Here is a 26,949-nt window from a genome sequence, read left to right on the forward strand (position 1 = left end):
ACGCCAATACACTCTAGGCCAAAAACAACCCCTCAGGCGCACCAAGGCTCTCATTGTAGGGTATTATTGAACCTCGTGGCCGGTAGAGTTATTCAACTTTCAGGCAACTCATCTCCAAACGCCAAAACAGATAACGTCGATATAGAGTTGTTAACCTGATTCATCAGATCAAGTATTTCATCTGCACTACCTGCCCGACATCCGGTCGTGAAGGGCGCAGAGCGGGCGAGCCGAAGGCTCGAAGGGCTCAGGGAGGACGGCTTGTCGATTGCGTCCGCGGCGCCTTACCGCGCCCCGCAGGCGAAGATCATGGTCGTCGACGACTCCGCGGTGGTCCGTGGACTGATCGCCCGCCAGATCTCGGAGGACAGCCGGTTCGAGGTGGTCGCCACCGCCTCCAATGGCGAGATCGCCCTGCGCGAACTCGACCGTCGCCACATCGACCTCGTGGTGCTCGATGTCGAGATGCCGGTGATGGACGGCCTTGCCGCCCTGAAGGAGATGATCGCCCGCCGGCCGGACCTGCGGGTGGTGATGGTCTCCACGCTCACCCGCCGCAACGCGGAGATCAGTCTGAAGGCCCTGCAGCTCGGCGCCGCGGACTATGTGACCAAGCCCGAGACCGGGATCGCGGGCGCCGAGGCCTTCCGCCGGGAACTGCTCGCCAAGCTCGAAAGCCTGATTTCCACCGCGCCGCCGCCCCGGGCCGCGCGCCCGGCCCCCCGCACAGTTCCGCCGCCGCGGCGAGCCAGCCTTCGGGCCAGGCCTCAGGTCCTGGCCATCGGCGCCTCAACCGGCGGCCCGCCCGCCCTGCTGCAGCTGTTCGAGACGCTCAAGGGCTCGGCCCCCCAGCCGATCCTCCTGACCCAGCACATGCCGGCCACCTTCACGGCGCTGCTCGCCGAGCAGCTGAGCCGGGCGGGCGACCGCCCTTGCGCAGAGGCCCGTGACGGCGCGCCCATCGAGCCGGGCCGCTGCTATGTGGCTCCAGGCGGCTGGCATATGACGGTCGCTCGGGACGGCGCCTTGTCGGTGATCCGCCTGAACCAGGACCCGCCCGAGAACTTCTGCCGTCCCGCCGTGGACCCGATGCTGCGCAGCGCCGCCGAGGTCTATGGCGCCGGCGTGCTGGCGGTGATCCTCACCGGCATGGGCGCCGATGGCGCGGCCGGCTGCGAGGCGGTGGCTCGGGCCGGCGGGCGCTTCATCGTTCAGGACGAGGCGACCAGCGTGGTTTGGGGCATGCCCGGCGCCGCCGCCGCCACCGGCCTTGCCGAAGCGGTCCTGCCCCTGCCGGAGATCGGCCCCTGGCTGCGGCGGGTGACGGAGGGCGGTGCATGACCCCTGCAGACTTCGAGCACTTCCGCGCCCTGGTGCGTCGCCGCTCGGGCCTCGCCCTCACCGCCGACAAGGACTACCTGGTGAGCAGCCGGCTGGCCCCCATCGCCCGCGCCGAGGGCCTGGACGTGGGCGGCCTGCTGGCCCGCCTGCGTCTCGGCGCGTCTGAAGGCCTGATCCGGCGGTGCGTGAACGCGATGGCGACGCACGAGTCCTTCTTCTTCCGCGACGGCACGCCCTTCGACCTGCTGTCGCGAGAGGTCCTGCCCCAACTGCTGAACGCCCGGGCCGCGCGGCGGACCTTACGCATCTGGTGCGCGGCCTGCTCGAGCGGCCAGGAGCCCTACTCCGTCGCCATGGTGCTGCAGGAGCACGGCGCCCAGCTCGCGGGCTGGAATGTGCAGATCATCGCCACGGACATGTCCGAGGAGATCCTCGCCAAGGCCCGGGCCGGCCTCTACAGCGAGTTCGAGGTGCGGCGGGGCCTGTCGGAACAGCGCCTCAACCGCTGGTTCACGGCGGAAGGCCGCGGCTGGCGCATCTCGCCGACCCTCCAGCAGATGGTGGAGTTCCGGCCGCACAATCTGCTGCACGGCGCGGGCGGGCTCGGCGTCTTCGACGTGATCTTCTGCCGGAATGTGCTGATCTACTTCGAGGTGGAGCAGAAACGGGCGATCCTCACGGACCTCGCCCGGGCCCTGACGAGCGACGGGGCGCTGTTCCTCGGCAGCGCCGAGACGGTGCTGGGCGTCACCGAGGCGTTCCAGCTGACGCCGGGCGTCGCGGGCCTCTTCCGCCCGGTCCGCGGCGGCGAGCCGCTGGCGCGCAGCGCCTAGCCCAAAACGAAACGCCCCGCCGGGCGGCGCCGCCCGGCGGGGCCTCGAGGCCTGGCGCGCCCCCCCGGCTCACGCCTTCATGAAGGCCTCGATCTCCGCGCGCAGGGCGTCCAATTGCGCCGCCTTTTCAGCCAGGGCGTTGGTGGCCTGCAGCATCTCGGCGGCGGCCTGGGAGTTCTCGGCCGCCGCCTGGGTGACCCCGGAAATGTTCGAGGAGACCTCCCGCGTGCCGCCCGCCGCCTCCTGGACGTTGCGGGTGATCTCCTGGGTCGCGGCCCCTTGCTCCTCCACCGCGCTGGCGATGGCCGAGGAGGCCTCGTTGGCCTGCTCGATGGTGCGGCGAATGCTTTCGATGGCCGAAACCGCGGCTTGGCTGGCCTTCTGGATCGAGCCGATCTGATCGGCGATCTGCTTGGTCGCCTTGGCGGTCTGGTCGGCCAGGTTCTTCACTTCCGAGGCCACCACCGCGAAGCCCTTGCCGGCCTCGCCCGCGCGGGCGGACTCGATGGTGGCGTTGAGGGCCAGCAGCTTGGTCTGGGAAGCGATCTCCTGGATCAGCCCCACGACCTCACCGACCCGTTCGGCGGAATCGGCCAGCCCCCGCATGGTTTCGTCGGTGGCCAGCGCCTCCTCCACCGCCTGACGAGCGATCTGCGAGGACTGCTCCACCTGACGGGTGATCTCCTGGATAGAGGCCGACAGCTCCTCGGCGGCCGAGGCCACCGTCTGGACGTTGGAGGACGCCTCGTCGGACGCCGCCGCCACGGCGGCCGCCTGGTTGGAGGTCTGCTCGGAGCTGGCGGCCATGGCGTTGGCCATGCCGCGCATGCGTTCGGCCGACTGGGCCACCTCCTGGCTGAAGACGTTGACCCGGCCAATGAAGCGCATCTGCTCGGTGATGACATTCCAGCTCAGCATGACGCCGAGGTAGTCGCCGGCGCGGTTGCGCAACGCCTGGACATTGAGGTCGAGGATCTCGTCCCCCAGCTGAATGGACGCCCGGTGCGGCAGGTTGTTCGGATCGGCGAGCAGCCGCCGCTGCATGGACGGGTTCTTGTGGAAGACGTCGATGCTCTCGCCCACCAGGCGGTCGGCAGACACCGGCAGCAGGTGCTGGAGCCCGCGGAGGGTCTCCACGGTGCGGCTGTTCACATAGGTGATGCGGAAGTCGACCGGATCACAGACCAGGACATTGAACGGCGCCTGGTCGAGGACGCGGGTCAGGCGTTCGTTCTCCTGCTCCCGACGCACCTGTTCGGTGATGTCGGTGGCGTACTTGACCACCTTCACCGGCCGCTGGTGGCGATCGAGGATCGGATTGTAGCTGGCGTGTATCCAGACCTCGCGGCCGTCCCTGCCGATCCGCCGGTAGCGCCCAGCGTCAAATTCCCCGCGGCCGAGCCGGTCCCAGAACGCGCGATACTCCGGGCCTGGCCGCTCGTCCGGATGGACGAACATGCTGTGGTGGCGGCCCTGGATCTCGTCGAGGCGATAACCCAGGGCGGTCAGGAAATTCTCGTTGGCCGTGATGATCGTGCCGTCGAGCTCGAACTGGATCACCGCCTGGACGCGGTCGATGGCTGCGAGCTGCCCCCGCAGTTCGTCCAGTTCGGCGTCCGAGATCTGCGGCGTAGGCAAGGCGTGGGCGACGTTGGTGCGGGTCATGGCGGCCTCTGGATTTGGCTGAGATGCGGATGGGCCGGCGGCGACGCCCGCCCGGCGGCCGAGCACGTCCTGGCGCGCGGACTCGGCGAGCGCGCCGGCCTCGGCGATGTCGGCTTCGTCGGCGCCCAGTTCGCGCAGGGTCTCGGCCAGATGACGCACTACGGCGTCGAAATGGACGTCATCGAGCCCGACCCGCACAAGACGGCCGTGGCTGGCGGTCAGACCGGGGCCGGAATAGGCGTTCGGCCAGCCCATCAGCATGGTCAGGAAGGCGGTCTGGGCCCGGCTCTGCCGCTGGATGTCGACGCCCTCGAAGAACCGGACCACCAGCGGGTCGGCAAGCAGCTTGCGGTAGAAGATGTCCACCGCCGTCTCGACAGCGGGCGCCCCGCCCAGGCGTTCGAAGAGGCTGGCGTCCCGTGATCGGCGCGCGGCCGTGCTTTTGCCCATGATCATTCCCCCTGCGCGACTTCGTGACGGTTGGTCGGCTCGACCTCGGCGAGGGCGCCGCGAGCGGGGGTGTGGCGACCGAGCGCCAGGACCTCCTCGATCTGCAGGACCAGCAACAGCTCGCTTTCGAGACGGTAGAGCCCGCTGCACAGGCCGCGCCAGGCCGGCGAGAGCGTGGCCGGCGGCCCCTCGTGGAGCGTGGCTGGCAGCCAGAGGACGTCGCCCACATCGTCCACGACCAGGGCGTAGAGCTCGCTGCGCCACTCGACGATGACGCACATGAAAGGCTCGCCCGGGGCGCGCGCCGCCATGCCGAGGCGGCGGCGCATGTCGATGGCGGTGACGATGCGCCCCCGCAGATTGAGCGAGCCTGCGACGTCGGGCGGCGCCAGGGGGATGCGGTGGATGGCGGTCTCGGCGATCACGTCCTGGACCTGCAGGACCGGAATGCCGAAGCCCTGGGTTCCGATGCGGACGGAGACCAGGCCTTCCGCGGCTCCGGCGCCATTGGTGCGAATGCTCATGCCGCGCCCCTCACCGGCCCAAGCGCCGCCTCCACGGCGGCCAGCAGGGACGAGCCCTCGGCCGCGCCGCCGCCGGCCCCGAGGGCGAGGCTGAGGAGCGGCGTGTCGCGCCAGGCTTCGGCCCGGCTCATGACCCTGGCGAAGGCGCGCGGATCGGCTTCTGCCCCGCCGATGTCGGCCAGGATCAGGTGGTAACGCTCGCCGGCCTCATGCCGCGCCAGGGCCGCCTCGGCGTGCTCCGCCACCGCCACCTCGTAGCCCGCCCGGGTCAGCAGGGGCGCGAGCAGCAGCTTGGAGAACGGGCTTGGGTCGATGATCAGCAGGCGCTGGGCGGGAAGCGCCTCCAGCAGAGATGATCCCGCCTGCCCTTGCCCGGGCTCATCGTCGTTGGCGGCGCGTCGCCAGAAGTAGTCCACGTCGATGAGTTCGGTGGCCCGCTCGCCCAGGATCAGGCTGCCGAGGGCCCCGTCGCGCCCCGCTCCGAGATCAGCGGTCATGTCGCCGTCGACGATGTCGACGATCTCGTCCACCAGCAGGCCGGCGACCCGGTCATCACGCGCGAAGACCAGCAGCGGGCGTCGGCCCGGCCCTTCCCAGGCCTCCACAGGCCGGCCGTCGACGCCCACCACCGGCATCAGGCGGCCGCGGCACTGGATGACCGTACGGCCATCGACCCGCTCCAGCTGGTCGGCGGAGATGTCCTCGATGCGCGAAACGGCGCCCAGGCGGGCGGCCTTGGGCGAACCGCTGGCCGCGCGAAACACCAGGAGCGCCTCTTGGGCGCCGGTCTCCCGGACCGCGCCAGCCGCCTCCATCGCCTGAGTTCCGGCGCCCTGCCCCGCCACAGCCTCCTGGGAGATGCCCTTGGGATCGAGGATCAGGATGACCGCCCCGTCGCCGAGGATGGTGGCGCCGGAATAGAGCTTGAGGTGGCGCAGCACCGTGGCCACCGGCTTGACCACGATCTCCTCGGTGTCGAACACCCGGTCGACGATCACCCCGAACTCGAAGGCGCCCACCCGGGCGACGACGATGCAGGGCTCGCCCGCGGCCTCGTCCACGGGCTCGAGCTGAAGCAGCTGCTGGAGCGAGACGAGGGGCAGGAGGCGATCCCGCAGCCGGAGCACCGCCGCCCCGTCGATATGCTCGATGGCCCGCCCCGAGGCGCCGCTGGCGCTGACCAGCTCCACGAGGGCCGATTGCGGCAGGGCGAAGCGCTCACCGCAGCATTCCACGATCAGGGCCGAGACGATGGTCAGGGTCAGCGGGATGCGGATCACGAACCGCGAGCCCTGCCCTTCCACCGAGGAGACCTCGATGGAGCCGCCGATCTTCTCGATGTTGGTGCGGACCACGTCCATGCCGACGCCGCGGCCGGAGACGTTGGTGACCTCGGCGGCCGTGGAGAAGCCCGGCAAGAAGATCAGCTGGCGGGCCTCGGCGTCGCTCATCTGCTCGCCTGGGCCGCCGTGATCAGGCCCGACGCCAAGGCCTTGGCGCGAATCTTCTCCGAGGAGAGGCCGCGACCGTCGTCGGCGACCTCGATGACGATGGCTCCGCCTTCATGCCGGGCGTGGAGGGAGATGGTCCCCACCTCGGGCTTGCCCGCGGCGCAGCGGACGTCCGGGGGCTCCAGGCCATGGTCCGCGGCGTTGCGGATCATGTGGGTGAGCGGGTCCTTGATGAGCTCCAGCACCTGCCGGTCGAGTTCGGTCTCCTGCCCGGACATGGACAGCTCGATGCGCTTGCCCAGCTCCTGGGCGAGGTCGCGCACCAGGCGCGGCAGCTTGGCCCAGGCCCCGCTGATCGGCTGCATGCGGGTGGTCATCACCCCTTCCTGCAGCTCGCTCGTCACCTGATTGAGCCGGTTGAGCGGTGCGGCGAAGGGGCTCTCCGGCTCCAGCCTGAGGGTCTGGATGAGCTGGTTGCGGATGAGCACCAGCTCGCTCACCACGGTCATCAGGTGTTCCAGGACGTCCACCGACACGCGGATCGTCTGGGGCGCGGCCTCCACGCTGACGGGCTCCGTCGGGGCTGACGTCTGGACGATCGCGGGCGCCGCCGCCTCCTGCGCGACGGGCTCGGGCGCCTCGGCCGCGGGCGCCGGTCGAAGCGCCGCCTGGCGGAGGGCCTCGACGGCGGCAGCCGGCGCGTCCAGCTGGACCAGGGCCTCGGCGACCCGGTCGAAACAGGCCGCAGCCCAGGCGACATCCTGGCCCGCCTCGCCCAGGACACAGGCGAAGGGCTCGGCGGCCTCGCCCCTGCGAGCGAGCGCCACGAGGCCGTCGCGGACGGCGCCGTGCAGCCTGTCCCACTCCTGGCCCGAAAGCGCCGGTTCGGCGAGCAGGCCCGGCAGGACCATCTCCACCGCCGCATCGACGGCCGCCTCGCCGCCCAGTTGCTGAAGGAGCGACGCGCCTGCGGTGATCGGCTCCGGATCATCCGCCGGGGGCTGTTCGGTCGGGCCGCCCGCGCCCTGGTCCCGGCCGGCCAGCACGGCCTCCAGCCGGGCGATCAGGGCCGTATCGTCGCCGTCGGGTTCGGCTCCGGTGGCGGCGAGGCCGTCGGTCAGGGCGCGGATCACATCGACCGTTTCGAGGATCGCGGACACCGCCTCGGGCGTCACCGCCAGCTCCCCGTCGCGGAAGGCGCCCAGCACGTTCTCCGCGGCGTGGGCCAGGCCCTGGAGACGAGAGAGGCCCAGGAAGCCGCACGTCCCCTTGATGGTGTGGACCAGGCGGAAGATGCCGCTCAGGACTTCGGGATCATCAGGTCGCTGCTCGAAGCGAACCAGCTCGCTGTCGAGCGCTTCCAGCCCCTCGCGCGTCTCGGCGATGAAGTCGCCCACCAGGTCGTCCACGGCTTCGCTCGGCCCGCTTAGTGACTGTGCTTCGACCTGAAGTTCTAGATGTAATGGTTAATCAGTCGATAATTTCAGAACGCTTCCACCTCCACACTTGGATCAACCATTGCCGACATTTTGACTAACTCGATCAATTATCCGTCAGAGATTTTATCTTACACATTTGGATGCAGCTCAAAACACCCAACGTGCATTTTCATAAACAAATTACACTTCATGCATACTCCAGACCACTTGCGCCAAGTTACGCTTTGTTAGCCAAGTCGCCATGATCCCTTAAGCCGCGCAACCGTCTGCGTTGCGCGCAGGGGGGAAGAGATGGCGGTCGACAAGTCGATGAACGTCTTGGTCGTCGACGACTACAAGACGATGGTGCGGATCGTACGCGGGCTCCTGGGAGAGCTCGGCTTCAGGAACATCGACGACGCCACGGATGGGCCGTCGGCGCTGAACCTGATCCGGTCAAAGGACTACGGGCTCATCCTTTCCGACTGGAACATGTCGCCGATGACCGGCCTGGACCTTCTCAAGGCGGTGCGGGCCGATCCCCGCACCCGGGCTACGCCCTTCGTCATGGTGACCGCCGAGGCCAAGACCGAGAACGTCATGGCGGCCCGGCAGGCCGGGGTGAACAACTACATCATCAAGCCCTTCAACCTCGCCGTGCTGCGCCAGAAGCTCACCTCCGTCCTGGGGGAGCTCTAGGCATGGGCGCCGGCGAACCGCGCCAGATCATCGCCGGCATGCGCCGGGACATCGAGATGGCCGCCGAGGCCCTGCTCACCGCCGCCGAACACGGGCTGCAGGACGTGAAGGCCGCCCGCGACGGCAGCCCCGCCGCGCTGGATCGCCTGGAAGCCAAGCTCTGCGCCATCCTGGAAGCCTGCGCGTTCCAGGATCTGGTGGGGCAGCGGCTCAGCCAGCTGGAGGCGGCGCTGGGCGCGGCCGCGGGCGGGCCGCCGCTGCAGCTGGACGGCGGCCTGCTGAACGGCCCCGCCCCGCCCGGCCAGGGGCTGGACCAGGCCGCCATCGACGCCCTGCTCGGGCCGGGGGACTAGCGCCTGGGGACCCGCCCGATGCTCAGCTCTCCGCACCGGATCGATCTGCGCAACACGCGGGTGCTCGTCGTTGACGACAATGCCCAGTCGCTCGAGCTCATCTCGCAGATCCTGATGGGGTTCAGCGTCAACCAGATCGTCAGCTGTCGCTCGCCCGCCGAGGGCTGGGCCGAGGTCACCAGCCGCCGCTACGACCTGATCCTGATCGACCACGACATGCCGGACGAGGACGGCGTCTCACTGACCCGGCGGATCCGCCGCGACGGCGAGCACGCCAATGTCACGGCGCCCGTCATCCTGCTGAGCGGCCATACGCCCGTAGAGTGGGTGAACGAGGCCCGCGACGCCGGGGCGAACCTGGTGGTGAAGAAGCCCATCGCGCCGGCGGTCCTGCTGGCCCGGATCGTCTGGCTGGCCCGCACCTCCCGGGAGTTCGTCACCAGCGCCAGCTACTGCGGCCCGGACCGGCGGTTCCGCCGGGGCCCGCCGCCAGCGGACATCGGCGAGCGCCGGGCGCCGCTGCGGGCTGTGGCCGACACCCCGGAACGCACCATGTCGCAGGACGATGTCGACGCCCTGTTCGGATAGGAAGAGACCGCCATGAGCGCCCGCGTGTTCACGCCCGAGAACCGGCTGGCCAAGGTGCTGGCCTCGCTGGAGGGCAAGACCGAGGCCGAACTGGTGGGGGCGGCGGAAGCGCGCGTCGCCCGGCTGGAGGCCGTCATCCACGACTATGTGAAGGAGAAGCTGGCCCGGCTGCTGGACTATGCGCGGATGGGGGAAGAGGCCCTGTTCGCCGAGTGCCGCGACCTGGGAGCCCAGGCCAACGACATCGCCGAGGTCGCCAGCGCCGCCGGCCTCACCGCCATCGGCGAGGTGGCCCGCGGCATCGGCGCCATGGTGGACAGCCTGATCCGCCGGGGCGTCTGGCACACCGACGCCCTGCGCCTGCACCTCGACGCCCTGGTCCTGCTCAACCAGCGCTCAGGCGCCAATGACGCTGACGACGCCATCATGCTGGAGCGCCTGCGCGGCATGCGCAGCGCCATCGGCGCGCTCGAGTGACCGACTAGGGCGTCAGAGCCCCAGCACCATCTTGGCCATGATGTTGTGCTGGATCTCGTTGGACCCGGCGTAGATCGAGGTCTTGCGGTAGTTGAAGTACTGCGGCGCCACCGTGCCGGCGTAGTCGGGACCGGCCCGGAAGACGTTGGTGTCGCCGTTCAGGTGGGCCCAGGTGTCGCGCACGAAGGGCTGGGCGTAGATGCCGGCGGCCTCCAGGGCGAGCTCGGTGATCGCCTGCTGCATCTGGCTGCCTTCCAACTTCAGCATGGACGAGACGGCGCCCATGGCCTCGCCATTGGCGCGGCCGGCGAAGATGCGCAGCTCGGTGGCGTTGAGGGCCTCCACCTTGATCTCCACCTCGGCGAGCTTTCGCCGAAAGTCCGGGTCGCTCATCATTGAGCCCCCGCGGTCGGAGCGTTCCAGGCTGGCGATCTTGCGCACCTTGCGCAGCTGGTTCTGCAGGCCCGGGGCGTAGGCGTTGCCGCGCTCGAACTGCAGCAGGTACTTGGCGTAGGTCCAGCCCTCGCCCTCCTTGCCGATCCGGTTGGCCACCGGCACGCGGACATTGTCGAAGAAGGTCTCGTTGATCTCCTGCTCGCCCTCGGCGGGGCCATCGAGCGTGGGGATCGGCCGGATGGTGATGCCCGGCGTCTTCATGTCGATCAGCAGGAAGCTGATGCCCTTCTGCCGGATTTCCTCGTTGGACGTTCGCACCAGACAGAACATCCAGTCGGCCCACTGGGCCAGGGTCGTCCAGGTCTTGGAGCCGTTCAGCACATAGTAGTCGCCGTCGCGCTCGGCCTTCAGCGACAGCGAGGCGAGGTCCGATCCCGAGCCCGGCTCGGAATAGCCCTGGCACCACCACACGTCGGTGGTGAGAATCTTCGGCAGGTGCTGCTTCTTCTGCTCCTCGGTGCCGAAGGCCATGACCACGGGGGCGCACATCTTCAGCCCCATGTTCGAGGTCGAAGGCGCGCCGGCCAGGGCCATCTCCATGTCGAAGATGTACTTCTTGCTGAGGCTCCAGCCGGTGCCGCCGTACTCCACCGGCCAGTCGGGGGCGATCCAGCCCTTGGCGCCCAACCGCTTCAGCCAGCGGACCTGGCTTTCCTTGTCGAGGTAGCCGTTCTTGGACTGCGCCATTCGGGCGCGCATGTCCTCGTCATAGGCCTCGGCGATGAACGCGCGGACCTCCTCGCGGAAGGCGAGGTCCTCGGGGGAGAAATCCAGGTCCATGGCTTCAGGTCACTCCACGCCGTCGAGGTATTCGAGCTCCGGGCGGCCGGCCAGGAACGTGGCGAACTTCGCCCCCGCGGCCTTGAAATACTCGGTCCCGCCGTGATGGGTCAGGGCGTCCTGATCCTTGTAGAGCTCCAGGACCTTGTAGACGTTCGGCTCGGTCCGGCTCTTGGTGAGCTGATAGGCGATGTTGCCCGGCTCGTTGGCGCGCACCTGCTTGGCCAGTTCGGTGAAGAAGGCCTCGAACTCGGGGCCCTTGCCTTCCTGGATAGGCAGTTTCGCGATCACGCCGATGGTCATAGGAGCTCCTCCCAACACTTGTTTGAATCGACGGTAGGCGTCGCAGGCCGCCCGGGCAAGGCCCACGTCAGTCCAGCAGGCGCGCCAAGGCGGGGGTGACGGTCTCGGACCAGCCCCCTGGCGTCCGACGCACGATGAGCGCCGCAATCCCGTGGGCCTCGGCGAAGGCCTCGGCGCGGGCGCCCAGCACCATCAGCGCCGTGCAGAGCGCATCGGCATGCATGCATGAGGCGTGCAGCACGCTCACCGCCGCCATCTCCTCCGGAACCGGCCCCCCGGAGGTCGGGTCCAGGGTGTGACTGTACTTGCGGTCCTCGACGGTGAAGCTGCGCCGCCAGTCTCCGGAGGTCGCGACGGACAGGCCATGCAGGGCCACCAGCACCGGCGGCTCAGGAAGGTCAGCGCCCGGCGGACGCTCGATCTCGACCCACCAGGGCTCGCCGTCGCCCTTTACCCCGCCGCCGCGCAGCTCCCCGCCGATCTCCAGCAGGATGTCGCGCACGCCCAGGCCCTGAAGCGCCTCGAACGCAAGGTCGACGCCATAGCCCTTGGCGATGCCCGAGAAGTCGAGACAGACGCCCCCGGGCTGGAAGAGGCGTCCGCCCTCCAGGCGCAAGGCCCGCCAGTCCGCCCTGGCCCCGGCGAGGGCGGCGGCGGGGGGCGGGGCGTCCACCGCGCCCGGCGGACCAAAGCCCCACAGGTCCACCAGCCGGCCCACCGTGGGATCGAAGGCGCCGTCGCTGGCCGCGGCAAGCTCGAGGGCTGCGCGCATGACTGTGGCGAACTCTGGCGGAATCTCCGCCCAGCCGCCCGCCGGGGCGCGGTTGAAGCGGCAGAGGTCGCTATCGGGCTCCCAGGTGCTCATCTGGGCGACGACGCGGTCGCAGGCGTCCTGAACGGCCGCGCGGGCGGCGGCGTCGCTGACCTCCGCGGGCAGCCGGGCCGTCAGGGTCCAGGCGACGCCCATGGTCGGCCCGCTCAGCCGCACGAGACGGCCCTCGCGCGGACGGGCGCTCTCGGGGGTGAGCCCGAGCGGGACGGCGACCCGGCGCATCTCGCCCTTAGTCGGGCAGCACCTCGAGGGTGGCCACATAGCCGGCGCTGCGGCGGCCGCCCGCGGCGTCCTGGCCCTGGGCCGAGGCTTCCAGCCAGTAGAGGCCGGGCTCGGGCCAGCTGATCTGGAAGACGCCGTCCGCGCCGGTCTTCACCTTCAGCTCGACCCCCTTGTCGCGGTAGCGGGTGTCGCCCAGCACCACCTCGACCTCCACATCCGCAGCAGGCTTGCCGTCGTGGAGCAGGCGGAACTTCGCCGGCTCGCTGGCCACCAGGTCGTTGGGATGGGTGATCGGCTCCAGCTCAAGGCCCCGGCCGGTGGGCTTCAGAGCCTCGGTGTTCGGCGCGCCGGCCGTGACGAAGGTCTCCACCCGACGGACATTGTGCGTGATCTGGACGTCGGCGGCCTCCTTCGGGATCGCCGTGGCGATCTCGTCGGCCCGGCCGCGCCAGCGCTTGGTTTCACCGCCCAGCTTGTAGGACGCCGAGGCGCCTTCGGAGACGTTGGCGATCTTGTAGGTGCCGGGCTTGGCGAGTTGCACGTCGAAGGTCGAACGGTAGCGCCCGGTCGAGCCGTTCTTGATCTCCACCGGCTGGCCATCCGGGCCTACGACGGAGACGCCGTCGAGCCGCATGGCCACGTGGTCGGCGTAGAACAGGGTGTTGGAGACAGCTCCGTCCACGGTGACCCAGGGATCCTGCCCGGACAGAACCGTGGCCGACGGCGCCAGCCAGGAGCGGTGGGCCTGGGCGGCCGGGGCGGCGGCCAAGGTGATCAGAACGGCGGCGGCGAGCGCGCGGAAGGGTTTCGACATCAGGCGATCTCCGACGATCAGGGCTTGGCGGTGACGACGACGGCGCCCAGCTCGGACGAGCCGGAGGCCGAGGCGGACTTCGGGCCGCCCTTGGCGGGCCAGGCGAACGGCACGCGGACGACCTCGCGGCCGCCCACCTCGCGGGCGGCTTCGACCACCAGCGAATACTGGCCGGGGCCGATCCCGTTCATCTGCGCTGCGCCGAAGGACACCTGATGCTTGCCCGGAGCCTTGGTGGGTCCGCTCACGCCGTCGGCCGGCAGGTTGAGGCTGCGGCCGGCCTTACGCCACCAGGTGCGCATGTCCTTCAGCCAGGTGGCGCCCTCGTGCTTGGGCTTCTTGACGTCGTACCAGACCGCCAGGGTCTTCACCGCGGCCTGATCAGGCCCCTCGATCCACAGGGCCACGTAGGGGCGGTGGTACTCGGCCACGTCGAGGCGCGGAATCTCCACATTGACCGTCAGCTCGGCCGCATTGGCCACGGCCGGAGCGGCGGCGGCTCCGGTGAAGGCGGCGAACAGGGTGGGATACCTGGCGCGCATGCGCTCTCCTCAGTGGATCAGGAACAGGGCGAGAAGGACGGGGACCAGCAGGCCCAGGCCGACCAGCGGCCAGGTGGACTTGCGGGCGTGGGCGTGCAGCTGAAGCAGCAGAAGGCCGGTGATCGAGAACACCACGCAGGCGATGGCGAAGACGTCGATGAACCAGAACCAGGCCTTGCCGGTGTTACGCCCCTTGTGGAGGTCGTTGAGGTAGGCGATCCAGCCGCGGCTGGTCCGCTCATAGGCGACGGCGCCGGTCTCGGTCTCGAGCGTCACCCAGGCGTCCGAGCCCGGGCCGGGCATGCCCACATAGGCTTCCCCCGCCGACCATTCGACCGGACCAGCCGGGGCGTTCACCTTCATCTCGGACGACAGCCACTTGCGGATCGGAGCCGGCAGTTCGCCCTCCGCCGCCTCGGCGGCCTTGAGCGCCGGCAGCAGCTCGGCCGGCAGCTCGCCTTCACGGGAGACGGTCTCGGGGTGGGCCTTGATGTCGCCGGCGTGGTTCAGGGTGATGCCGGTGACCGCGAACAGCAGCATGCCCACCAGGGACACGGCGGCGCTGATCCAGTGCCACTGCACGACCTGACGCAGGAAGGCTGCGCGCTTCTGGGCGCGCTTCTTGGCCCGGGCGCGTTCGGCGGCGGCGGCCTCAGCTGAGGCGACGTCCGGAGGCAGGGTGGCGTTCAACTCTGAAAACCGCGGGGCGCTGCTAATTAAGAACGCCTCGCATTATCATGGCTCGCGCCGGTGGCAAGGACGGAAGCTTTGCCGAGCTGAAATATGGGAGGCCGCGGTCGGCGGCGCGGAGCCTCAGGACCGCTCGTTCCACCCGTAGGCGACCCAGTGATGGCCGCCCAGATGCTTGGCCTCGATCACGCCATTGTCAGCCCGGCGCCGGGCCCGGGCGCGGCGCGCGCGCAGAGCAAGGCCGGTGAAGGCCAGGAGGGCCGAGGTCATCACCGCGATCACCGCCACGGTGGCGGCGGCGAACACCGCCAGGACCGCGCCCACGACAACCGCCGCGGCGGTGGCGAGCATCGCGCCCAGGGCGGCGAGGCTGTTCAGGGCGGAGCCATTCTTGGCGAAGCTGTTCACCATCGACCTTCCTCTCCGGCCACGGGGAGCATGCTCCCACGGGCCGCACAAACTATCTCGGCCCTGAGGTTCCCTGCGTCAACCTCAACGCAGGCTGAACAACGGGGTTCAGGGGCATTATGCCGCCCCCTCAAGCCGCATCGCCTTCCGATCACGCACAATCTCGTCATAGGCGGCGTTGATCTGCGCCGCCTTGGCCTCGGCCACCTCGATGAACTCGGTCGGCAGGCCCCGGGCGCGGGCGCGGTCGGGATGGGCTTCGGACAGCTGCGCGCGCCAGGCGCGACGTATCTCCTCGTCGGAGGCGTCGGCGGCCACGCCCAGGATGACGTAGGGATCGTCGTTGGCCGCCCCCAGGTGGGTCGCCTTCAGCCTGCGGAAGGTGAGCGGCGACAGGCCGAAGAGCTCGGACACCCGCTCCAGATAGGCCAGCTCGTCGTTGGTGACGACGCCGTCCGAGGCGGCGATGTGGAACAGGCCGTCGAGCACATCTTCCAGCAGCTGGGGGCAGCTGCCATAGCGCTTCTTCAGGCGCCGCGCGTAGCTCTCGAAGCCGCGGGTCGTCTGGCGGGCTAGGTGATAGAGGCGCCGGATGTTGCCTTCGCTGCCGGGCTCGGCCTGAAAGACTGTGGAGAAGACGTCATATTCTCCGGCCTGAGCCTGGCCGTCGGCCTTGGCGAGCTTGGCGCCAAGCGCCGTCACCGCCGTGGAGAAGGCGGGGTCTTCGCCGGGCAGGCCGGGCGGGCATTGATCGCATTCCGCCTCGTCGATCCGGCGGACGGCGAGCCCAGCTATCTTGCGCCAGAAGCTCATGTCTCTAAGCGAAAGGCTTAGGACTATGGCCGCGCCATGACAATGAGCGCCGAGGTTAAGTTTTGGACATGCGTTTCAGCTTCTGGATCGACCGCGGCGGCACCTTCACCGACGTCATCGGCCGCGCCGAGGACGGAACGGAGACCTCGCTGAAGCTGCTCTCCGCCTCGCCGGCCTATCCGGACGCGGCGGTGGAGGCCATGCGCCGCATCCTGGGCGCGGAGCCGGGCGCGCCCTTCCCCGCCCACCGGGTGACGGCGATCAAGATGGGCACCACCGTGGCCACCAACGCCCTCCTGGAACGCCGAGGCGCCAGGACGCTGCTCGTCACCACCCGCGGCTTTGCGGACGCCCTGGCCATCGGCGACCAGGCCCGCCCCGACCTCTTCGCCCTGGTGGTGGAAAAGCCCGCCCCGCTCTACGCCGGGGTGGTCGAGGCGGACGAGCGCCTGGCCGCCGACGGCGCCGTGGTCACTCCGCTGGACGCCGACGCCCTTCGCGCCGCCCTGGAGCGGGCGGTGGCGGACGGCTTCACCTCGGCGGCGATCGCGTTCCTGCATTCCGACCTCAATCCCGCCCACGAGAAGCTGGCGGGCGAGATCGCCAGGGCGGCCGGCTTCGGCTTCGTGGCCCTGAGCCATGAGGTCTCGCCCCTGCCGCGCTTCATCCCGCGGGCGGAAACCACCGTGGCCGACGCCTATCTCACGCCGGTCCTGCAGGCCTATGTGCGGCGGGTGGCCGAGGCGACTGCCGGCGCACCGCTCTACTTTATGACCTCGGCCGGCGGCCTCGTGCGGGCCGAAGCCTTCCGGGGCCGGGACGCGGTGGTTTCGGGGCCTGCCGGCGGGGTAGTGGGCGTGGCGCGGACAGCCCGATCGGCCGATGTGGAAGCCGTGCTGGGCTTCGATATGGGTGGCACCTCCACGGACGTCTGCCGTTTCGCCGGGACGCTGGAGCGGCGGGACACGGCCCGGGTGGCCGGGGCGCGCCTGCGGGCGCCCATGCTGGACGTGGAGACGGTGGCCGCTGGCGGGGGGTCGGTGCTGACCTTCGACGGCATGCGCGCCCGGGCGGGTCCGGCCAGCGCCGGCGCCGATCCCGGCCCGGCCTGTTACGGCCGCGGCGGCCCGGCCGCCGTCACTGACGCCAATCTCGTCCTCGGCCGCATCGACCCGCGCGCCTTCCCCCATGTCTTCGGCCCCAACGGCGACGGCCCGCTGGACCCCGCAGCCGCCAGCGCCCGTCTCGCCGAACTGGCGCAGGCCATGGGCGCAGAGAGCGTCGAGGCGGCCGCCGAGGGCTTCGTGGCCGTCGCGGTGGAACAGATGGCCCAAGCCGTGCGCCGGATCTCCACGGAGCGGGGCTTCGATCCGCGCGACCATGCCCTGGTGGCGTTCGGCGGCGCGGCGGGCCAGGTGGCCTGCCAGACGGCCGAGGCCCTGGATGTCGCCGAAGTGCTCTGCCCGAAGTACGGAAGCGTGCTTTCCGCCTGGGGGATCGGCCAGGCCGAGGTGACGGCCCTGCGCCAGGCCGGGCTGGAGGCGCCGCTCGGCCCCGAGGGCCTAGCCCGGGCCGAAGGCCTGCTGGCCGAGGCCGAGGCCGCCGCCCGCCAGGACCTTGCCGCCCAGGGCGCGGAAGCGGCCACCGTTCGGCGGACCCTGCGCCTGCGTTACGATGGAGCCGACGCCGAACTGCCCGTCTCCCTCGCCGATCCGAAGGCCGAATTCGAAGCCGCCCACCAGCGCCTGTTCGGCTTCGTGGAGCCTTCGCGGACCATCCTGATCTCCGCAGTGGAGGCCGAAGCCACGAGCGCCGCATCCGCTCCTGCGCAGGACGAGCCCGCGGAGCGCGAAGCCCCCCGGGCCGGCCATCACGGCGATGAAATCGCGTCTCTTTCAGCCGAGACGGTGCGCCTCTACGCCCACGGCGCCTGGCACGATGCGCCGGTGATCGCGGCCGAGGCGCTGAGCTCTGTGGATGGGCCGGCGCTCGTGGTCCGCGCCGACACCCAGATCGCCGTCCTGCCGGGCTGGCGGGCTGTGGGCGAGCCCGAGGGGCTGATCCGCCTCACGCGCATCGGCGCGGCGCGCCGGCAGGCCATCGCCCTCGACCGGCCCGATCCGGTCACCCTGGAGCTGTTCAATCGCCGCTTCATGGGGGTGGCCGAGGCCATGGGCGCGGCCCTGGAACGCACGGCCCACTCGGTGAACATCAAGGAGCGGCTGGACTTCTCCTGCGCCCTGTTCGACGCCGACGGCGGGCTTGTGGCGAACGCGCCGCACATGCCCGTCCACCTGGGCTCCATGGGCGCCAGCGTGCGGGCCGTTCGCGACCGGCATCCCCGCCTGAAGCCCGGCGACGCTTTCGCCCTAAACAATCCCTATGCCGGCGGAACGCACCTGCCGGACATCACGGTGGTGATGCCGGTGTTCATGGCGGAGACGGACGCCCAGCCCGCCTTCTACGTGGCCGCCCGAGGGCACCACGCCGACGTGGGCGGGGTCCAGCCCGGCTCGATGCCGCCCTTCTCCCGGACCATCGAGGAGGAAGGCGTGCTGCTGGACGCCCTGCCGATCATGACCGGCGGGCGCTTCCTGGAGGCCGAGGTGCGGGCGGCCCTGACCGCCGGCCGCTGGCCTGCCCGGGCGCCGGACCGCAACCTCGCCGACCTGAAGGCCCAGGTCGCCGCCTGCCAGGCCGGGGCCGCCGCCGTCGCCGGCATGATCCATGCTTTCGGGGCCGAGGCGGTGGCCCGCTACATGACGTTCGTTCAGGCCAACGCCGCCGAGGCGGTGCGCCGGGCCATCGGCCGGCTGAAGGACGGCTTCGCCCGCACGCCCATGGACGGCGGCGGGGAGATCGTGGTGCGCACCACCGTCGACGCGGAGGCCCGCACGGCGACCCTCGACTTCACCGAAAGCGCCGACCAGCTGGCCTCCAACTTCAACGCCCCGTCCGCGATCGTGGACGCGGCCGCGCTCTATGTCTTCCGCACCCTGGTGGATGACGACATTCCGCTGAACGCCGGCTGCCTGGAGCCTCTGGAAATCCGCACCCGTCCCGGGTCGATGCTGGCCCCGCGCCCGCCGGCGGCGGTGGTCGCGGGCAATGTGGAGACCAGCCAGCATGTGGTCGATGCGCTCTACGCGGCGCTCGGCGTGATGGCCAACGCCCAGGGCTCCATGAACAACTTCACCTTCGGCGACGAGACGCGCCAGTACTACGAGACCATCTGCGGCGGAGCCGGCGCCACGGCCGACGCCGATGGCGCGAGCGCGGTCCACACCCACATGACCAACTCGCGCCTCACCGACCCGGAGATCCTGGAGCGCCGTTTCCCAGTGCGGGTGGAGCGGTTCGGCGTTCGTCACGGCTCAGGCGGCGCGGGCGCCCGCCGGGGCGGCGACGGGGCGGTGCGCCGCATCCGTTTCCTCGCGCCCATGGATGTGGCCCTGCTCTCGTCCCGCCGCGAGCATGCGCCCCAGGGTCTGGCGGGCGGCGAGCCTGGCCTGCCCGGCGGGCAACGTTTGATCACCGCTTCTGGCGAGGTTAGTGAACTTCCGGGCTGCTTCTCCGTTACGGTGAAGCTTGGCGACACGATCGAGATCGAAACCCCGGGGGGCGGAGGTCACGGCGCTCCGGCCCGATCGGCGCGAAGCTGACAAGATTCACGACCACAAGGTTCCGCATGATTCCGCTTGCCATCGCCCTCGCCGTCTTCGCCCAGGACGTCCAGGCCGACGCTCCGACCGCCACCGCCCCGGCCCCCGCGACGGCCGGACAGGCCGACGCCGCCGACGACCGCTGGCCCACCGGCGCGCCGCGCGATGACTATCAGTTCGTGGCCTGGTGCTACGGCGCCCTGCGGGGCTACCTCGACATGCACGACGAGATGATCCCCGAGGTCACGCGCATCGAGAAGCAGTTCCGCAAGCCCGGCACCCGTCTCGAAGACGACATGAAGGTCTATGCCGACATGCAGAAGGACGGCCGCCGCAAGCTGGCGCAGTTCCAGTCGGCCCTGACCGCCGCCGAGAAGGCTTCGGTCCGGCCCATCAGCGCCATCGGCGCCGAGGCCGTGAAGCAGGGCCGCCGCATCTGGGTGGCGGGTCCGGAAGTCACCAAGGCCCGCAAGGCCCAGGAATGGATGAGCTGGGCCCTGCCGGCCAAGTGCGAAACCACCGCCGCGGCCCTCGAAAAGCGCTCGCTGCTGGCCGCCGCCGCCCTCAAGGCGGGCGACGAGGCGGAAACGTCCGAGCGCTGAGGTCGGCTGACGGCTGGGTTTTGTTAGGAATGGCGCGCTAGGCGGCGTTGCATGCTCGCCTGGATCGCCGCCGTCAGCCTCGTCGCATTTTTCGCCTTCCGGGCGGACAAGCAGGCGGCGATCAGGGGGGAACGCCGGACGCCGGAAGCCACCCTGCTGCTGCTGGCGGCGGCGGGCGGCTCGCCCGGAGCGATCGCCGCCCAGCAGCTGTTCCGCCATAAGACCCGGAAAGAGCCGTTCCGCAGCCTGCTCTGGTCCATCGCCACGGCCCAGGCCGCCGCGGCCGCATGGATTCACCTGGCGAGGTAGCGGACCAGCCGCTCAAGCCCGGCGGCGTTCTTCTCCGGCCGCGCCGCGAAGCACCAGCGCAGCCAGCCCTCGCCCTCCGGGCCGAAGGCGACCCCCGGCGCGAGCCCCAGGCCGACCTCGGCGATCAGGTCCTTGGCCAGGGCGACGGAGTCCTCGCAGCCCTCAAGCCGGAAGAAGGCGTACATGCCGCCCTCGGGTTCAGGCGCCTCGACGCCCGACAGGGCGCGCAGGCCGGCCAGCACCTGATCGCGCGCTGCGGCAAGTTCCGCCCGGAGCGCCGCCACATGGGGCTCGCCCTCCCGCAGAGCCTTGGCCGCAGCAGTCTGCAGGAAGTCCGGCGCGCACGAGGTGTTGTATTCCAGGAGCACGGCGAGGCGTTCGGCCATGGCCGGCGGAATCACCATCCAGCCCAGCCGCCAGCCGGTCATCCGCCAGGCCTTGGAGAAGCTGTTGACGCCGATCAGCCGGTCCTCGGGCGCCGCCAGCGGCAGGAACGAGGGGGCGGAGCGGCCCGGGCCGAAATTCAGGCGCTCGTAGACGTCGTCACAGATCAGCCAGATCCCGAGGCGGCGGCAGTGCTCGAGGATCGGCCCTCGCGCCTCCGGCGGCAGGGTCCAGCCCGTGGGGTTGTTCGGTGAATTGAGGATGAGCGCGCGGGTGTCCGGCGTGAGGGCGTCCAGCAGGCGGTCGAGATCGAGGCGCCAGCGTCCGCCGCTGGGCTCCAGGGGCACGATCTCGACCTGCGCCGACAGGACCCGCGGCGCCTCCGGCACATTGGGCCAGATCGGTCCGACCACCACCACACGATCACCCGGCGAGACCACCAGTTGGGTCGCGAGCATGATGGCGCTCACCCCGGAGCTGGTCACCGCCAGCCGGCCCTCGTCCATGGGCGCGCCATGCAGGTCGGCCAGATAGGCCGCAAGCGTGCTCCGCAGTTCGGCCGTGCCGAGATTGTGGGTGTAGAAGGTCCGCCCGTCGACGAGCGCCTGGGCCGCCGCCTCCCGGATGAAGGCCGGCGTAGGCTGGTCGGATTCGCCGAACCAGAACGCCAGGACGTCCGGCCGTCCGAAGCCCGCGTTGGCCACGTCTCGGATCTTTGAGCTGCGAAGGCCCTGAACTTCGGGGCGGGCGATGGGCGGGAACATGCGCCGCTCCCTAAGCGCCTGCGGGCTCAGGTGTCTTGGGATCGTCCCGGGCCAGGATGGCGGTCACCGCCATGTCGCCGGTGACGTTGCCGAGGGTCCGGAAGATGTCCGGAGCCACCTCCACCGCCAGCAGGATCGGCAGGATGTCGATCGGCAGGCCCAGGGCCAGGCAGATCGGCCCGACACTGATGATGAACGACACCTGCCCGGGCAGGCCCACCGAGCCGACGCTCACGGCCAGGGCCACAAGCAGGGCGCCGACGTACTGCAGGGTCGTCGGCTCAAGGCCGTAGACGTGGGCGACGAAGACCGCCACGGCCAGGTTCATCACCGGGCTGGTCAGGCGGAACACGGCGACGGCCAGCGGCAGGACCAGGCCGGCGATCCGTTGCGACACGCCCAGGTCGTCGCGGCTGCGCTCGATCATCGCGGGCAGGCAGGCCAGGGACGACTGGGTGGCGAAGGCCGTGGCCAGCACCGGCCCGGTGGCCCGGGCCCAGCGGCCGAGCGGCACGCGGCCCACGGTCACCGCCAGGGCATAGCCGATGAGGGTGATGCCGAGGCCGATCAGCGACACCACGGCGATGTAGTGGCCGAGGATCCCGGCCGCGCCGACGCCGGCGCGCAGGCCCACGCCGAGGCCGAGACAGAACACGCCGATCGGGCCGGCCAGCAGCACCCAGCGGACGATGACGATCATGGCGTCGCCGACCGCCTGGAAGATGTCCACCAGCGGCCGCCCGCGCTCCGGCGGCAGGCGGGTCAGGGCGAAGCCGGTGAAGACGGCGAAGACCACCAGCGGCAGGACAGCGTCCTCGGCGGCGGCCTTCACCGGGTTCGAGGGGGCAAGGCTCCGCACCCAGGCCACGAAGTCCGGCGTCGCCGACTCCACCGACGTCCCGGGCGCGCCGGCCCGCAGAGCCATGGCGCCCTCAGGCGAAACCGGCCAGAGGGCCAGGAGGCCGTTGGTGAAGACGATGCTGTAGAGCGAACCCACGGCCAGCAGGGCGAGGAACCAGCCCATGGCCCGGATCGCCAGCTTGCCGGTGGCGGCCGCATCCGAGACCTGGGCGATGCCGGTGACCAGGACGGCGAAGATCAGCGGGATGACGGTCATCCGCAGGGCGTTGAGCCAGAGGCCGCCGAAGGCCTCGAGCCCCTCCACCACCCGCGCCACGCCCGGATCGCCGCCCGCCGCCGCCAGGGCCCCGATCACGAGGCCCAGGACCAGGCCCAGCAGGACCCGCACGCTCAAGGACTTGAAGAACCGCAACCCCTACCCTCCAGAAGACGTGCGATCTGGCCCAGATCGCAGCGGCGCCGCAAGCGGCTTCAGTCCTCCAGCACCCGCCGCGCCGCGTCCTGTATGGCCGCGTAGCATTCGCAGGCGCAGGCTTCGAGGGCGTCCCGCTGCAGGATGCGGATGCGGCCTCTGGCGTAGCGGATCGCCCCGCGGGCCTGGAGCTGGGAGGCGATCCCCGTCACCGTGGTCCGCTGCACGCCCAGCATGATCGACAGGTGCTCCTGGGTCAGGGGCACGAGGTCGGAGTCCAGGCGGTCCTGGGTCATCAGCAGCCAGCGGCACAGACGCTTCTCGGCGGGGTGGAGCGCGTTGCAGGCCGCCGCCCGCGCCGCCTGGAGGGAGCTTGCCTGGGCGTGCTGGACGATGGCCCGGGTCAGGGGCGGGCTCTCGGCGGCCGCAGCCTGCAGGGCGGCCACCGGCAGGCGCCAGGCGTCCCCGGCCACCTGCACCAGCATGGTTTCGTAGGCTACCCGCGAGCCCAGGGCGTGGAGCAGGCCGTACCCGCTCTCGCGGCCGATGGTGCGGCTCTCGATCTGGGCGCCGTCCCGCATGGCGGTGACCACCGAGAGGATGCAGTCGATCGGCAGGTAGACATGGGGCACCGCGGCCCCGGTCCGGGTCAGCACCGTGTCGCGCTCCAGGGTCACCCGCTCCAGGTCGGGCTCCAGGCGGGCGAGGTCCTGGGCGGCGAGGCTGTCGAGGAAGCGGTTCGTCCGGCTCACCTGTGCAGGAACGCCGGCAGGCTTGACCGGTTCACGTCACGCCTGGCGGCGGCGTTCGTACCGCATGGAGAGGGCCGCCGGCTGGGAGGCGTCGGCGTCGCGGAGGCGGTAGGCCACCTCGTTCAGCGCCTGATTCTGGGCCGGGAAGCGGGCCAGCTCCTGCCCGTTCCGGATGACGACCCATTCGTCGGCGGTCTGAACCACTTCGAACCTCATACAGCGCCGCTTAACCCTACCGCCCCGGTAAGGACAACCGGACGGAGAGTCGCAGGGGCGGGACCTACCCTCGCTAGTCGGCGAGGCGGGCGGGAAGATCCAGGTCGCAGACGGTGAAGGCTGCGCCCTTCTCCGCCTTGAGGGCCGCAATGCGGGCCGCGAAGGCCGGGCCGCGCTCGTCCAGCACCTCGACCTTCGGCCGCTCGGCGGACGGCAGGTCCGCGGCCACCCTCGCCTTCAGCATCAGGTCGGGAACCTTGGGCGGCTCGCCCACGGCCAGGGCCTGGATCGCCTCGGCGCCCCACACCACCCGGCCCCAGACGGCGTATTCGTGGTCCAGCCGCCGGGCGGGGGCGCGCATGAAGAAAATCTCGGAATTGGCGGTTCCGGGATCGGCCTGGCGCCCCATGCCGACGACGCCCGAGCAGTGGGCGCCCCAGCCTCTTAGGCGCCCGTCCGGCTGGCGCACCCCGGCGAAGGGCGTGGCGCCCACCAGCCCCTCGATCCCGTCGCTGCGCGCCACCGCCACCTGCGCCGCCTCGGCCGGGATGCGGAACTGGAACTCGGGCGGCAGGTCCGGATGCCGGGACGCCCCGCCGTCGCGGTTGTTCGGGTTGCCGGTCTGGGCGACGAAGCCGTCGATCACCCGGTGGAACTGGAGGCCGTCATAGACGCCCTCCCGCGCCAGCAGCTTCACCCGCTCCACCGCCCGGGGCGCCATCTCAGGCCGCATCTCCACCACCACCCGGCCCTTGGTCGTCTCGATGACCAGGGTGTTCTCCGGGTCCAGGGGCCGGAAGTCGGACGCGGCCAGGGCCGCCGCCAGCGCCAGAGCGATCATTCCACCCGCCTCCCCGTCATCCTGAACCGGGCGTAGCGGAGACGAGCATGTCGCCACTCTCCTGTCAGCAGGCCTGTGCGCTAAGGTGGCGGACCGGTCCCCAGACACCTACGTTCAGGCCATGCCCAAAGCCCCAGTTCCCGCCGGCGTTTCCGACATGTCGGGGGCGTTCGACTACGACGAGAACACCATGCCCCTGCTCTGGAAGCCGCACCGTCCGGAGCGGCCGCAGAAGAGCGAGGGGGGCCGGAAGTTCAAGCTCGTCTCCAACTATCAGCCGGCGGGCGATCAGCCGCAGGCGATCCGCGAGTTGGTGGCGGGCCTGGAGGGGCGCGAGCACGACCAGGTGCTGCTGGGCGTGACCGGCTCGGGCAAGACCTTCACCATGGCCAAGGTCATCGAGGAGACCCAGCGGCCGGCCCTGATCCTGGCGCCGAACAAGACCCTCGCCGCCCAGCTCTATTCGGAGTTCAAGAGCTTCTTCCCCGACAACGCGGTGGAGTTCTTCGTCTCCTACTACGACTACTACCAGCCCGAGGCCTACGTCCCGCGGACCGACACCTACATCGAGAAGGACAGCTCGATTAACGAGCAGATCGACCGGATGCGCCACTCGGCCACCCGGGCGATCCTGGAGCGGGACGACGTCATCGTCGTGGCCTCGGTCTCCTGCATCTACGGCATCGGCTCAGTCGAGACCTACTCGGCCATGACCTTCCAGCTGAAGCCGGGCGACCGGATCGACGAGAAGAAGCTGATGGGGGACCTGGTGGCCCTCCAGTACAAGCGCAACGACCAGGCCTTCGAGCGCGGGACCTTCCGGCGGCGGGGCGACACCATCGAGATCTTCCCCGCCCACTACGAGGACCGGGCCTGGCGCATCAGCCTGTTCGGCGACGAGATCGAGGCCATCGTCGAGTTCGACCCGCTCACCGGCAAGAAGACCGCCGATCTGGAGGGCATCAAGGTCTACGCCAACAGCCACTATGTGACGCCGCGCCCGACGCTCCGGCAGGCGATCAACCAGATCAAGGTGGAGCTGAAGGAGCGCCTCGACTGGCTGGTGGCCAACGGCAAGTTGCTGGAGGCCCAGCGGCTCGAGCAGCGCACCACCTTCGACCTGGAGATGATCGAGGCCACGGGGAGCTGCGCCGGGATCGAGAACTACTCCCGCTACCTCACCGGCCGCCGGCCGGGCGAGCCGCCGCCGACCTTCTTTGAATATATTCCGGACAACGCCCTGCTGTTCGTGGACGAGAGCCACCAGACGATCCCGCAGATCGGGGCCATGTACCGGGGCGACTACCGCCGCAAGTGGACCCTGGCCGAGTACGGCTTCCGCCTGCCCTCCTGCATCGACAACCGCCCGCTCAAGTTCGAGGAGTGGGACGCCATGCGGCCGGACACCATCCACGTCTCGGCCACGCCCGGGCCGTGGGAGATGGAGAAGACCGGCGGGGTGTTCGCCGAGCAGGTCATCCGCCCGACGGGCCTCATCGACCCGCCGGTTGAGGTGCGGCCGGTGGCCAAGGACGGCTTCAGCCAGGTGGACGACGTCATCGACATGGTCCGCCAGACCACGGCCAAGGGCTACCGCAGCCTGGTCACGGTGCTGACCAAGAAGATGGCCGAGGACCTCACCGAGTTCATGCACGAGCAGGGCCTGCGCGTGCGCTACATGCACTCGGACGTGGACACCCTGGAGCGCATCGAGATCATCCGGGACCTTAGGCTCGGCGCCTTCGACTGCCTGGTGGGGATCAACCTGCTGCGCGAGGGCCTGGACATCCCCGAGTGCGGCTTCGTGGGCATCCTCGACGCCGACAAGGAGGGCTTCCTCCGCTCGGAGACCAGCCTGATCCAGACCATCGGCCGGGCGGCGCGGAACGTGGAGGGCCAGGTGGTGCTCTACGCCGACACCATCACCGGCTCCATGGAACGGGCCATGGCCGAGACCAAGCGCCGGCGGGAGAAGCAGGAGGCCTACAACCGCGAGCACGGCATCACCCCGGAGAGCGTGAAGAGCCAGATCAAGGACATCCTCGCCAGCCCCTACGAGAAGGACCGGGTCACCGTGCCGGCGGGCGTCGCCGAGGACGGCAAGCCGTTCATGGGCGACAACTTCAAGACCACCCTGCGCGACCTGGAGAACCGGATGCGGGAAGCGGCCTCGAACCTGGAGTTCGAGGAGGCCGCCCGGCTGCGCGACGAGATCAAGCGGCTCAAGCTGCTCGACCTGGAGTTCGCCGCGGACGCCCTGGCCGGCGAGGGCGAGCGCGGGGACAAGGAGGTGGTCAAGAAGGTCCGCGCCGAGGCCCGGGCCGAGAAGGCCGAGGCCTTCCGCAAGGGGCGCGGACGGCGGTAGGCGCCCTTAGCGGCCGGGATGACGGAGAGGACCGCCTTCTCCAGCAGCGGAGACGATGGCGGGCGGAGCCTGACGGATGAGGAGGCTTGCCGACCTGCCAGAACCTGCGGGCCGGATGCGCG

At 70.3% G+C, this 26,949-nt stretch carries 27 protein-coding genes; 10 read left to right on the plus strand and 17 right to left on the minus strand.

Going from position 1 to position 26,949, the window contains the following annotated elements; translation table 11 throughout:
- Positions 1–261 precede the first annotated feature (261 nt).
- Together BO64_RS07840 and BO64_RS07845 are read left to right on the plus strand one after the other, a co-directional pair.
- Entirely contained in the window at positions 262–1,341 is a 1,080-nt protein-coding gene (locus BO64_RS07840; protein ID WP_496402728.1) for a protein-glutamate methylesterase/protein-glutamine glutaminase, read from the plus strand.
- Positions 1,338–2,174: a CheR family methyltransferase gene (locus BO64_RS07845; RefSeq protein ID WP_496402729.1), complete on the plus strand. Its 837-nt coding sequence runs from the start codon at positions 1,338–1,340 to the stop codon at positions 2,172–2,174. Before BO64_RS07840 ends, BO64_RS07845 begins: the two co-directional genes overlap by 4 nt.
- A gap of 69 nt (positions 2,175–2,243) precedes the next feature.
- Here the strand turns inward: BO64_RS07845 and BO64_RS07850 are convergent, their stop codons facing one another.
- From BO64_RS07850 to BO64_RS07865, 4 genes are read right to left on the minus strand one after another with little or no spacing between them, the layout of a single operon-like run.
- Positions 2,244–4,289: a methyl-accepting chemotaxis protein gene (locus BO64_RS07850; RefSeq protein WP_496402730.1), complete on the minus strand. Its 2,046-nt coding sequence runs from the start codon at positions 4,287–4,289 to the stop codon at positions 2,244–2,246.
- 2 nt (positions 4,290–4,291) lie between these two features.
- Positions 4,292–4,813 (minus strand): chemotaxis protein CheW, encoded by a 522-nt coding sequence (locus BO64_RS07855; RefSeq protein ID WP_496402731.1) that lies wholly within the window; start codon positions 4,811–4,813, stop codon positions 4,292–4,294.
- Complete coding sequence (locus tag BO64_RS07860) at positions 4,810–6,264, minus strand: chemotaxis protein CheW (protein ID WP_496402732.1); 1,455 nt, start codon at positions 6,262–6,264, stop codon at positions 4,810–4,812. The genes BO64_RS07855 and BO64_RS07860 overlap by 4 nt, the downstream gene beginning before the upstream one ends.
- On the minus strand, positions 6,261–7,673 hold the full coding sequence (locus BO64_RS07865) for a chemotaxis protein CheA (RefSeq protein WP_496402733.1): 1,413 nt from the start codon (positions 7,671–7,673) through the stop codon (positions 6,261–6,263). Before BO64_RS07865 ends, BO64_RS07860 begins: the two co-directional genes overlap by 4 nt.
- A 321-nt stretch (positions 7,674–7,994) precedes the next feature.
- Here BO64_RS07865 and BO64_RS07870 point away from each other — a divergent pair, with 321 nt between their 5' ends.
- Genes BO64_RS07870 through BO64_RS07885 form a run of 4 tightly spaced genes read left to right on the plus strand, consistent with a single transcriptional unit; the run spans position 7,995 to position 9,799 of the window.
- Positions 7,995–8,381 carry a response regulator gene (locus BO64_RS07870; RefSeq protein ID WP_496402734.1) on the plus strand — a complete coding sequence of 129 codons (387 nt, stop codon included), beginning with the start codon at positions 7,995–7,997 and terminating at the stop codon, positions 8,379–8,381.
- Positions 8,382–8,383: 2 nt separating this feature from the next.
- Complete coding sequence (locus BO64_RS07875) at positions 8,384–8,734, plus strand: hypothetical protein (protein ID WP_496402735.1); 351 nt, start codon at positions 8,384–8,386, stop codon at positions 8,732–8,734.
- Between the two features lie 18 nt (positions 8,735–8,752).
- A complete protein-coding gene (locus tag BO64_RS07880; RefSeq protein WP_496402736.1) occupies positions 8,753–9,322 on the plus strand; it encodes a response regulator in 570 nt (189 codons plus the stop codon).
- A gap of 12 nt (positions 9,323–9,334) precedes the next feature.
- Entirely contained in the window at positions 9,335–9,799 is a 465-nt protein-coding gene (locus BO64_RS07885; RefSeq protein ID WP_496402737.1) for a hypothetical protein, read from the plus strand.
- Positions 9,800–9,811: 12 nt separating this feature from the next.
- Here BO64_RS07885 and BO64_RS07890 read toward each other — a convergent pair whose 3' ends face one another.
- From BO64_RS07890 to BO64_RS07925, 8 genes are all read right to left on the minus strand, one after another.
- Entirely contained in the window at positions 9,812–11,035 is a 1,224-nt protein-coding gene (locus tag BO64_RS07890) for an acyl-CoA dehydrogenase family protein (protein WP_496402738.1), read from the minus strand.
- A 9-nt stretch (positions 11,036–11,044) separates the two neighbouring features.
- Positions 11,045–11,338 carry a putative quinol monooxygenase gene (locus BO64_RS07895; protein WP_496402739.1) on the minus strand — a complete coding sequence of 98 codons (294 nt, stop codon included), beginning with the start codon at positions 11,336–11,338 and terminating at the stop codon, positions 11,045–11,047.
- 67 nt (positions 11,339–11,405) lie between these two features.
- On the minus strand, positions 11,406–12,392 hold the full coding sequence (locus BO64_RS07900; protein WP_496402740.1) for an FAD:protein FMN transferase: 987 nt from the start codon (positions 12,390–12,392) through the stop codon (positions 11,406–11,408).
- A gap of 7 nt (positions 12,393–12,399) precedes the next feature.
- Complete coding sequence (locus tag BO64_RS07905) at positions 12,400–13,206, minus strand: DUF4198 domain-containing protein (protein ID WP_496402741.1); 807 nt, start codon at positions 13,204–13,206, stop codon at positions 12,400–12,402.
- A gap of 17 nt (positions 13,207–13,223) precedes the next feature.
- Positions 13,224–13,748 carry a DUF2271 domain-containing protein gene (locus BO64_RS07910; protein ID WP_496402742.1) on the minus strand — a complete coding sequence of 175 codons (525 nt, stop codon included), beginning with the start codon at positions 13,746–13,748 and terminating at the stop codon, positions 13,224–13,226.
- Between the two features lie 9 nt (positions 13,749–13,757).
- The gene (locus tag BO64_RS07915; protein WP_496402743.1) at positions 13,758–14,438 is read right to left on the minus strand and encodes a PepSY-associated TM helix domain-containing protein; all 681 of its coding nucleotides are present in this window, start codon (positions 14,436–14,438) and stop codon (positions 13,758–13,760) included.
- A 123-nt stretch (positions 14,439–14,561) separates the two neighbouring features.
- A complete protein-coding gene (locus tag BO64_RS07920) occupies positions 14,562–14,849 on the minus strand; it encodes a hypothetical protein (RefSeq protein WP_496402744.1) in 288 nt (95 codons plus the stop codon).
- 114 nt (positions 14,850–14,963) lie between these two features.
- Positions 14,964–15,659 carry a TerB family tellurite resistance protein gene (locus BO64_RS07925; protein ID WP_496402745.1) on the minus strand — a complete coding sequence of 232 codons (696 nt, stop codon included), beginning with the start codon at positions 15,657–15,659 and terminating at the stop codon, positions 14,964–14,966.
- A 68-nt stretch (positions 15,660–15,727) separates the two neighbouring features.
- Here BO64_RS07925 and BO64_RS07930 point away from each other — a divergent pair, with 68 nt between their 5' ends.
- From BO64_RS07930 to BO64_RS07940, 3 genes are read left to right on the plus strand one after another with little or no spacing between them, the layout of a single operon-like run.
- Positions 15,728–19,321 (plus strand): hydantoinase B/oxoprolinase family protein, encoded by a 3,594-nt coding sequence (locus BO64_RS07930; RefSeq protein WP_496402746.1) that lies wholly within the window; start codon positions 15,728–15,730, stop codon positions 19,319–19,321.
- A gap of 26 nt (positions 19,322–19,347) precedes the next feature.
- The gene (locus BO64_RS07935; protein ID WP_496402747.1) at positions 19,348–19,923 is read left to right on the plus strand and encodes a hypothetical protein; all 576 of its coding nucleotides are present in this window, start codon (positions 19,348–19,350) and stop codon (positions 19,921–19,923) included.
- Between the two features lie 51 nt (positions 19,924–19,974).
- Entirely contained in the window at positions 19,975–20,232 is a 258-nt protein-coding gene (locus tag BO64_RS07940; protein WP_496402748.1) for a DUF1294 domain-containing protein, read from the plus strand.
- Here the strand turns inward: BO64_RS07940 and BO64_RS07945 are convergent.
- The 5 genes from BO64_RS07945 to BO64_RS07965 all read right to left on the minus strand — a co-directional run bounded on the left by BO64_RS07945 (position 20,217) and on the right by BO64_RS07965 (position 24,462).
- Positions 20,217–21,380, minus strand: coding sequence for a pyridoxal phosphate-dependent aminotransferase (locus tag BO64_RS07945; protein WP_496402749.1), 1,164 nt, complete (start codon positions 21,378–21,380; stop codon positions 20,217–20,219). The genes BO64_RS07940 and BO64_RS07945 overlap by 16 nt on opposite strands.
- Positions 21,381–21,390: 10 nt before the next feature.
- Positions 21,391–22,653, minus strand: coding sequence for a dicarboxylate/amino acid:cation symporter (locus BO64_RS07950; RefSeq protein ID WP_496402750.1), 1,263 nt, complete (start codon positions 22,651–22,653; stop codon positions 21,391–21,393).
- 59 nt (positions 22,654–22,712) lie between these two features.
- The gene (locus BO64_RS07955) at positions 22,713–23,405 is read right to left on the minus strand and encodes a Crp/Fnr family transcriptional regulator (protein WP_496402751.1); all 693 of its coding nucleotides are present in this window, start codon (positions 23,403–23,405) and stop codon (positions 22,713–22,715) included.
- A gap of 36 nt (positions 23,406–23,441) precedes the next feature.
- Complete coding sequence (locus BO64_RS07960) at positions 23,442–23,621, minus strand: hypothetical protein (RefSeq protein ID WP_496402752.1); 180 nt, start codon at positions 23,619–23,621, stop codon at positions 23,442–23,444.
- A 73-nt stretch (positions 23,622–23,694) separates the two neighbouring features.
- Positions 23,695–24,462: a peptidylprolyl isomerase gene (locus BO64_RS07965; RefSeq protein ID WP_496402753.1), complete on the minus strand. Its 768-nt coding sequence runs from the start codon at positions 24,460–24,462 to the stop codon at positions 23,695–23,697.
- Between the two features lie 121 nt (positions 24,463–24,583).
- On the opposite strand from BO64_RS07965, the gene uvrB reads away from it, so the two are divergent.
- Positions 24,584–26,827 carry an excinuclease ABC subunit UvrB gene (gene uvrB, locus BO64_RS07970; RefSeq protein ID WP_496402754.1) on the plus strand — a complete coding sequence of 748 codons (2,244 nt, stop codon included), beginning with the start codon at positions 24,584–24,586 and terminating at the stop codon, positions 26,825–26,827.
- Positions 26,828–26,949: the final 122 nt, after the last annotated feature.

It is taken from the genome of Phenylobacterium composti DSM 19425 (genome assembly GCF_059568645.1).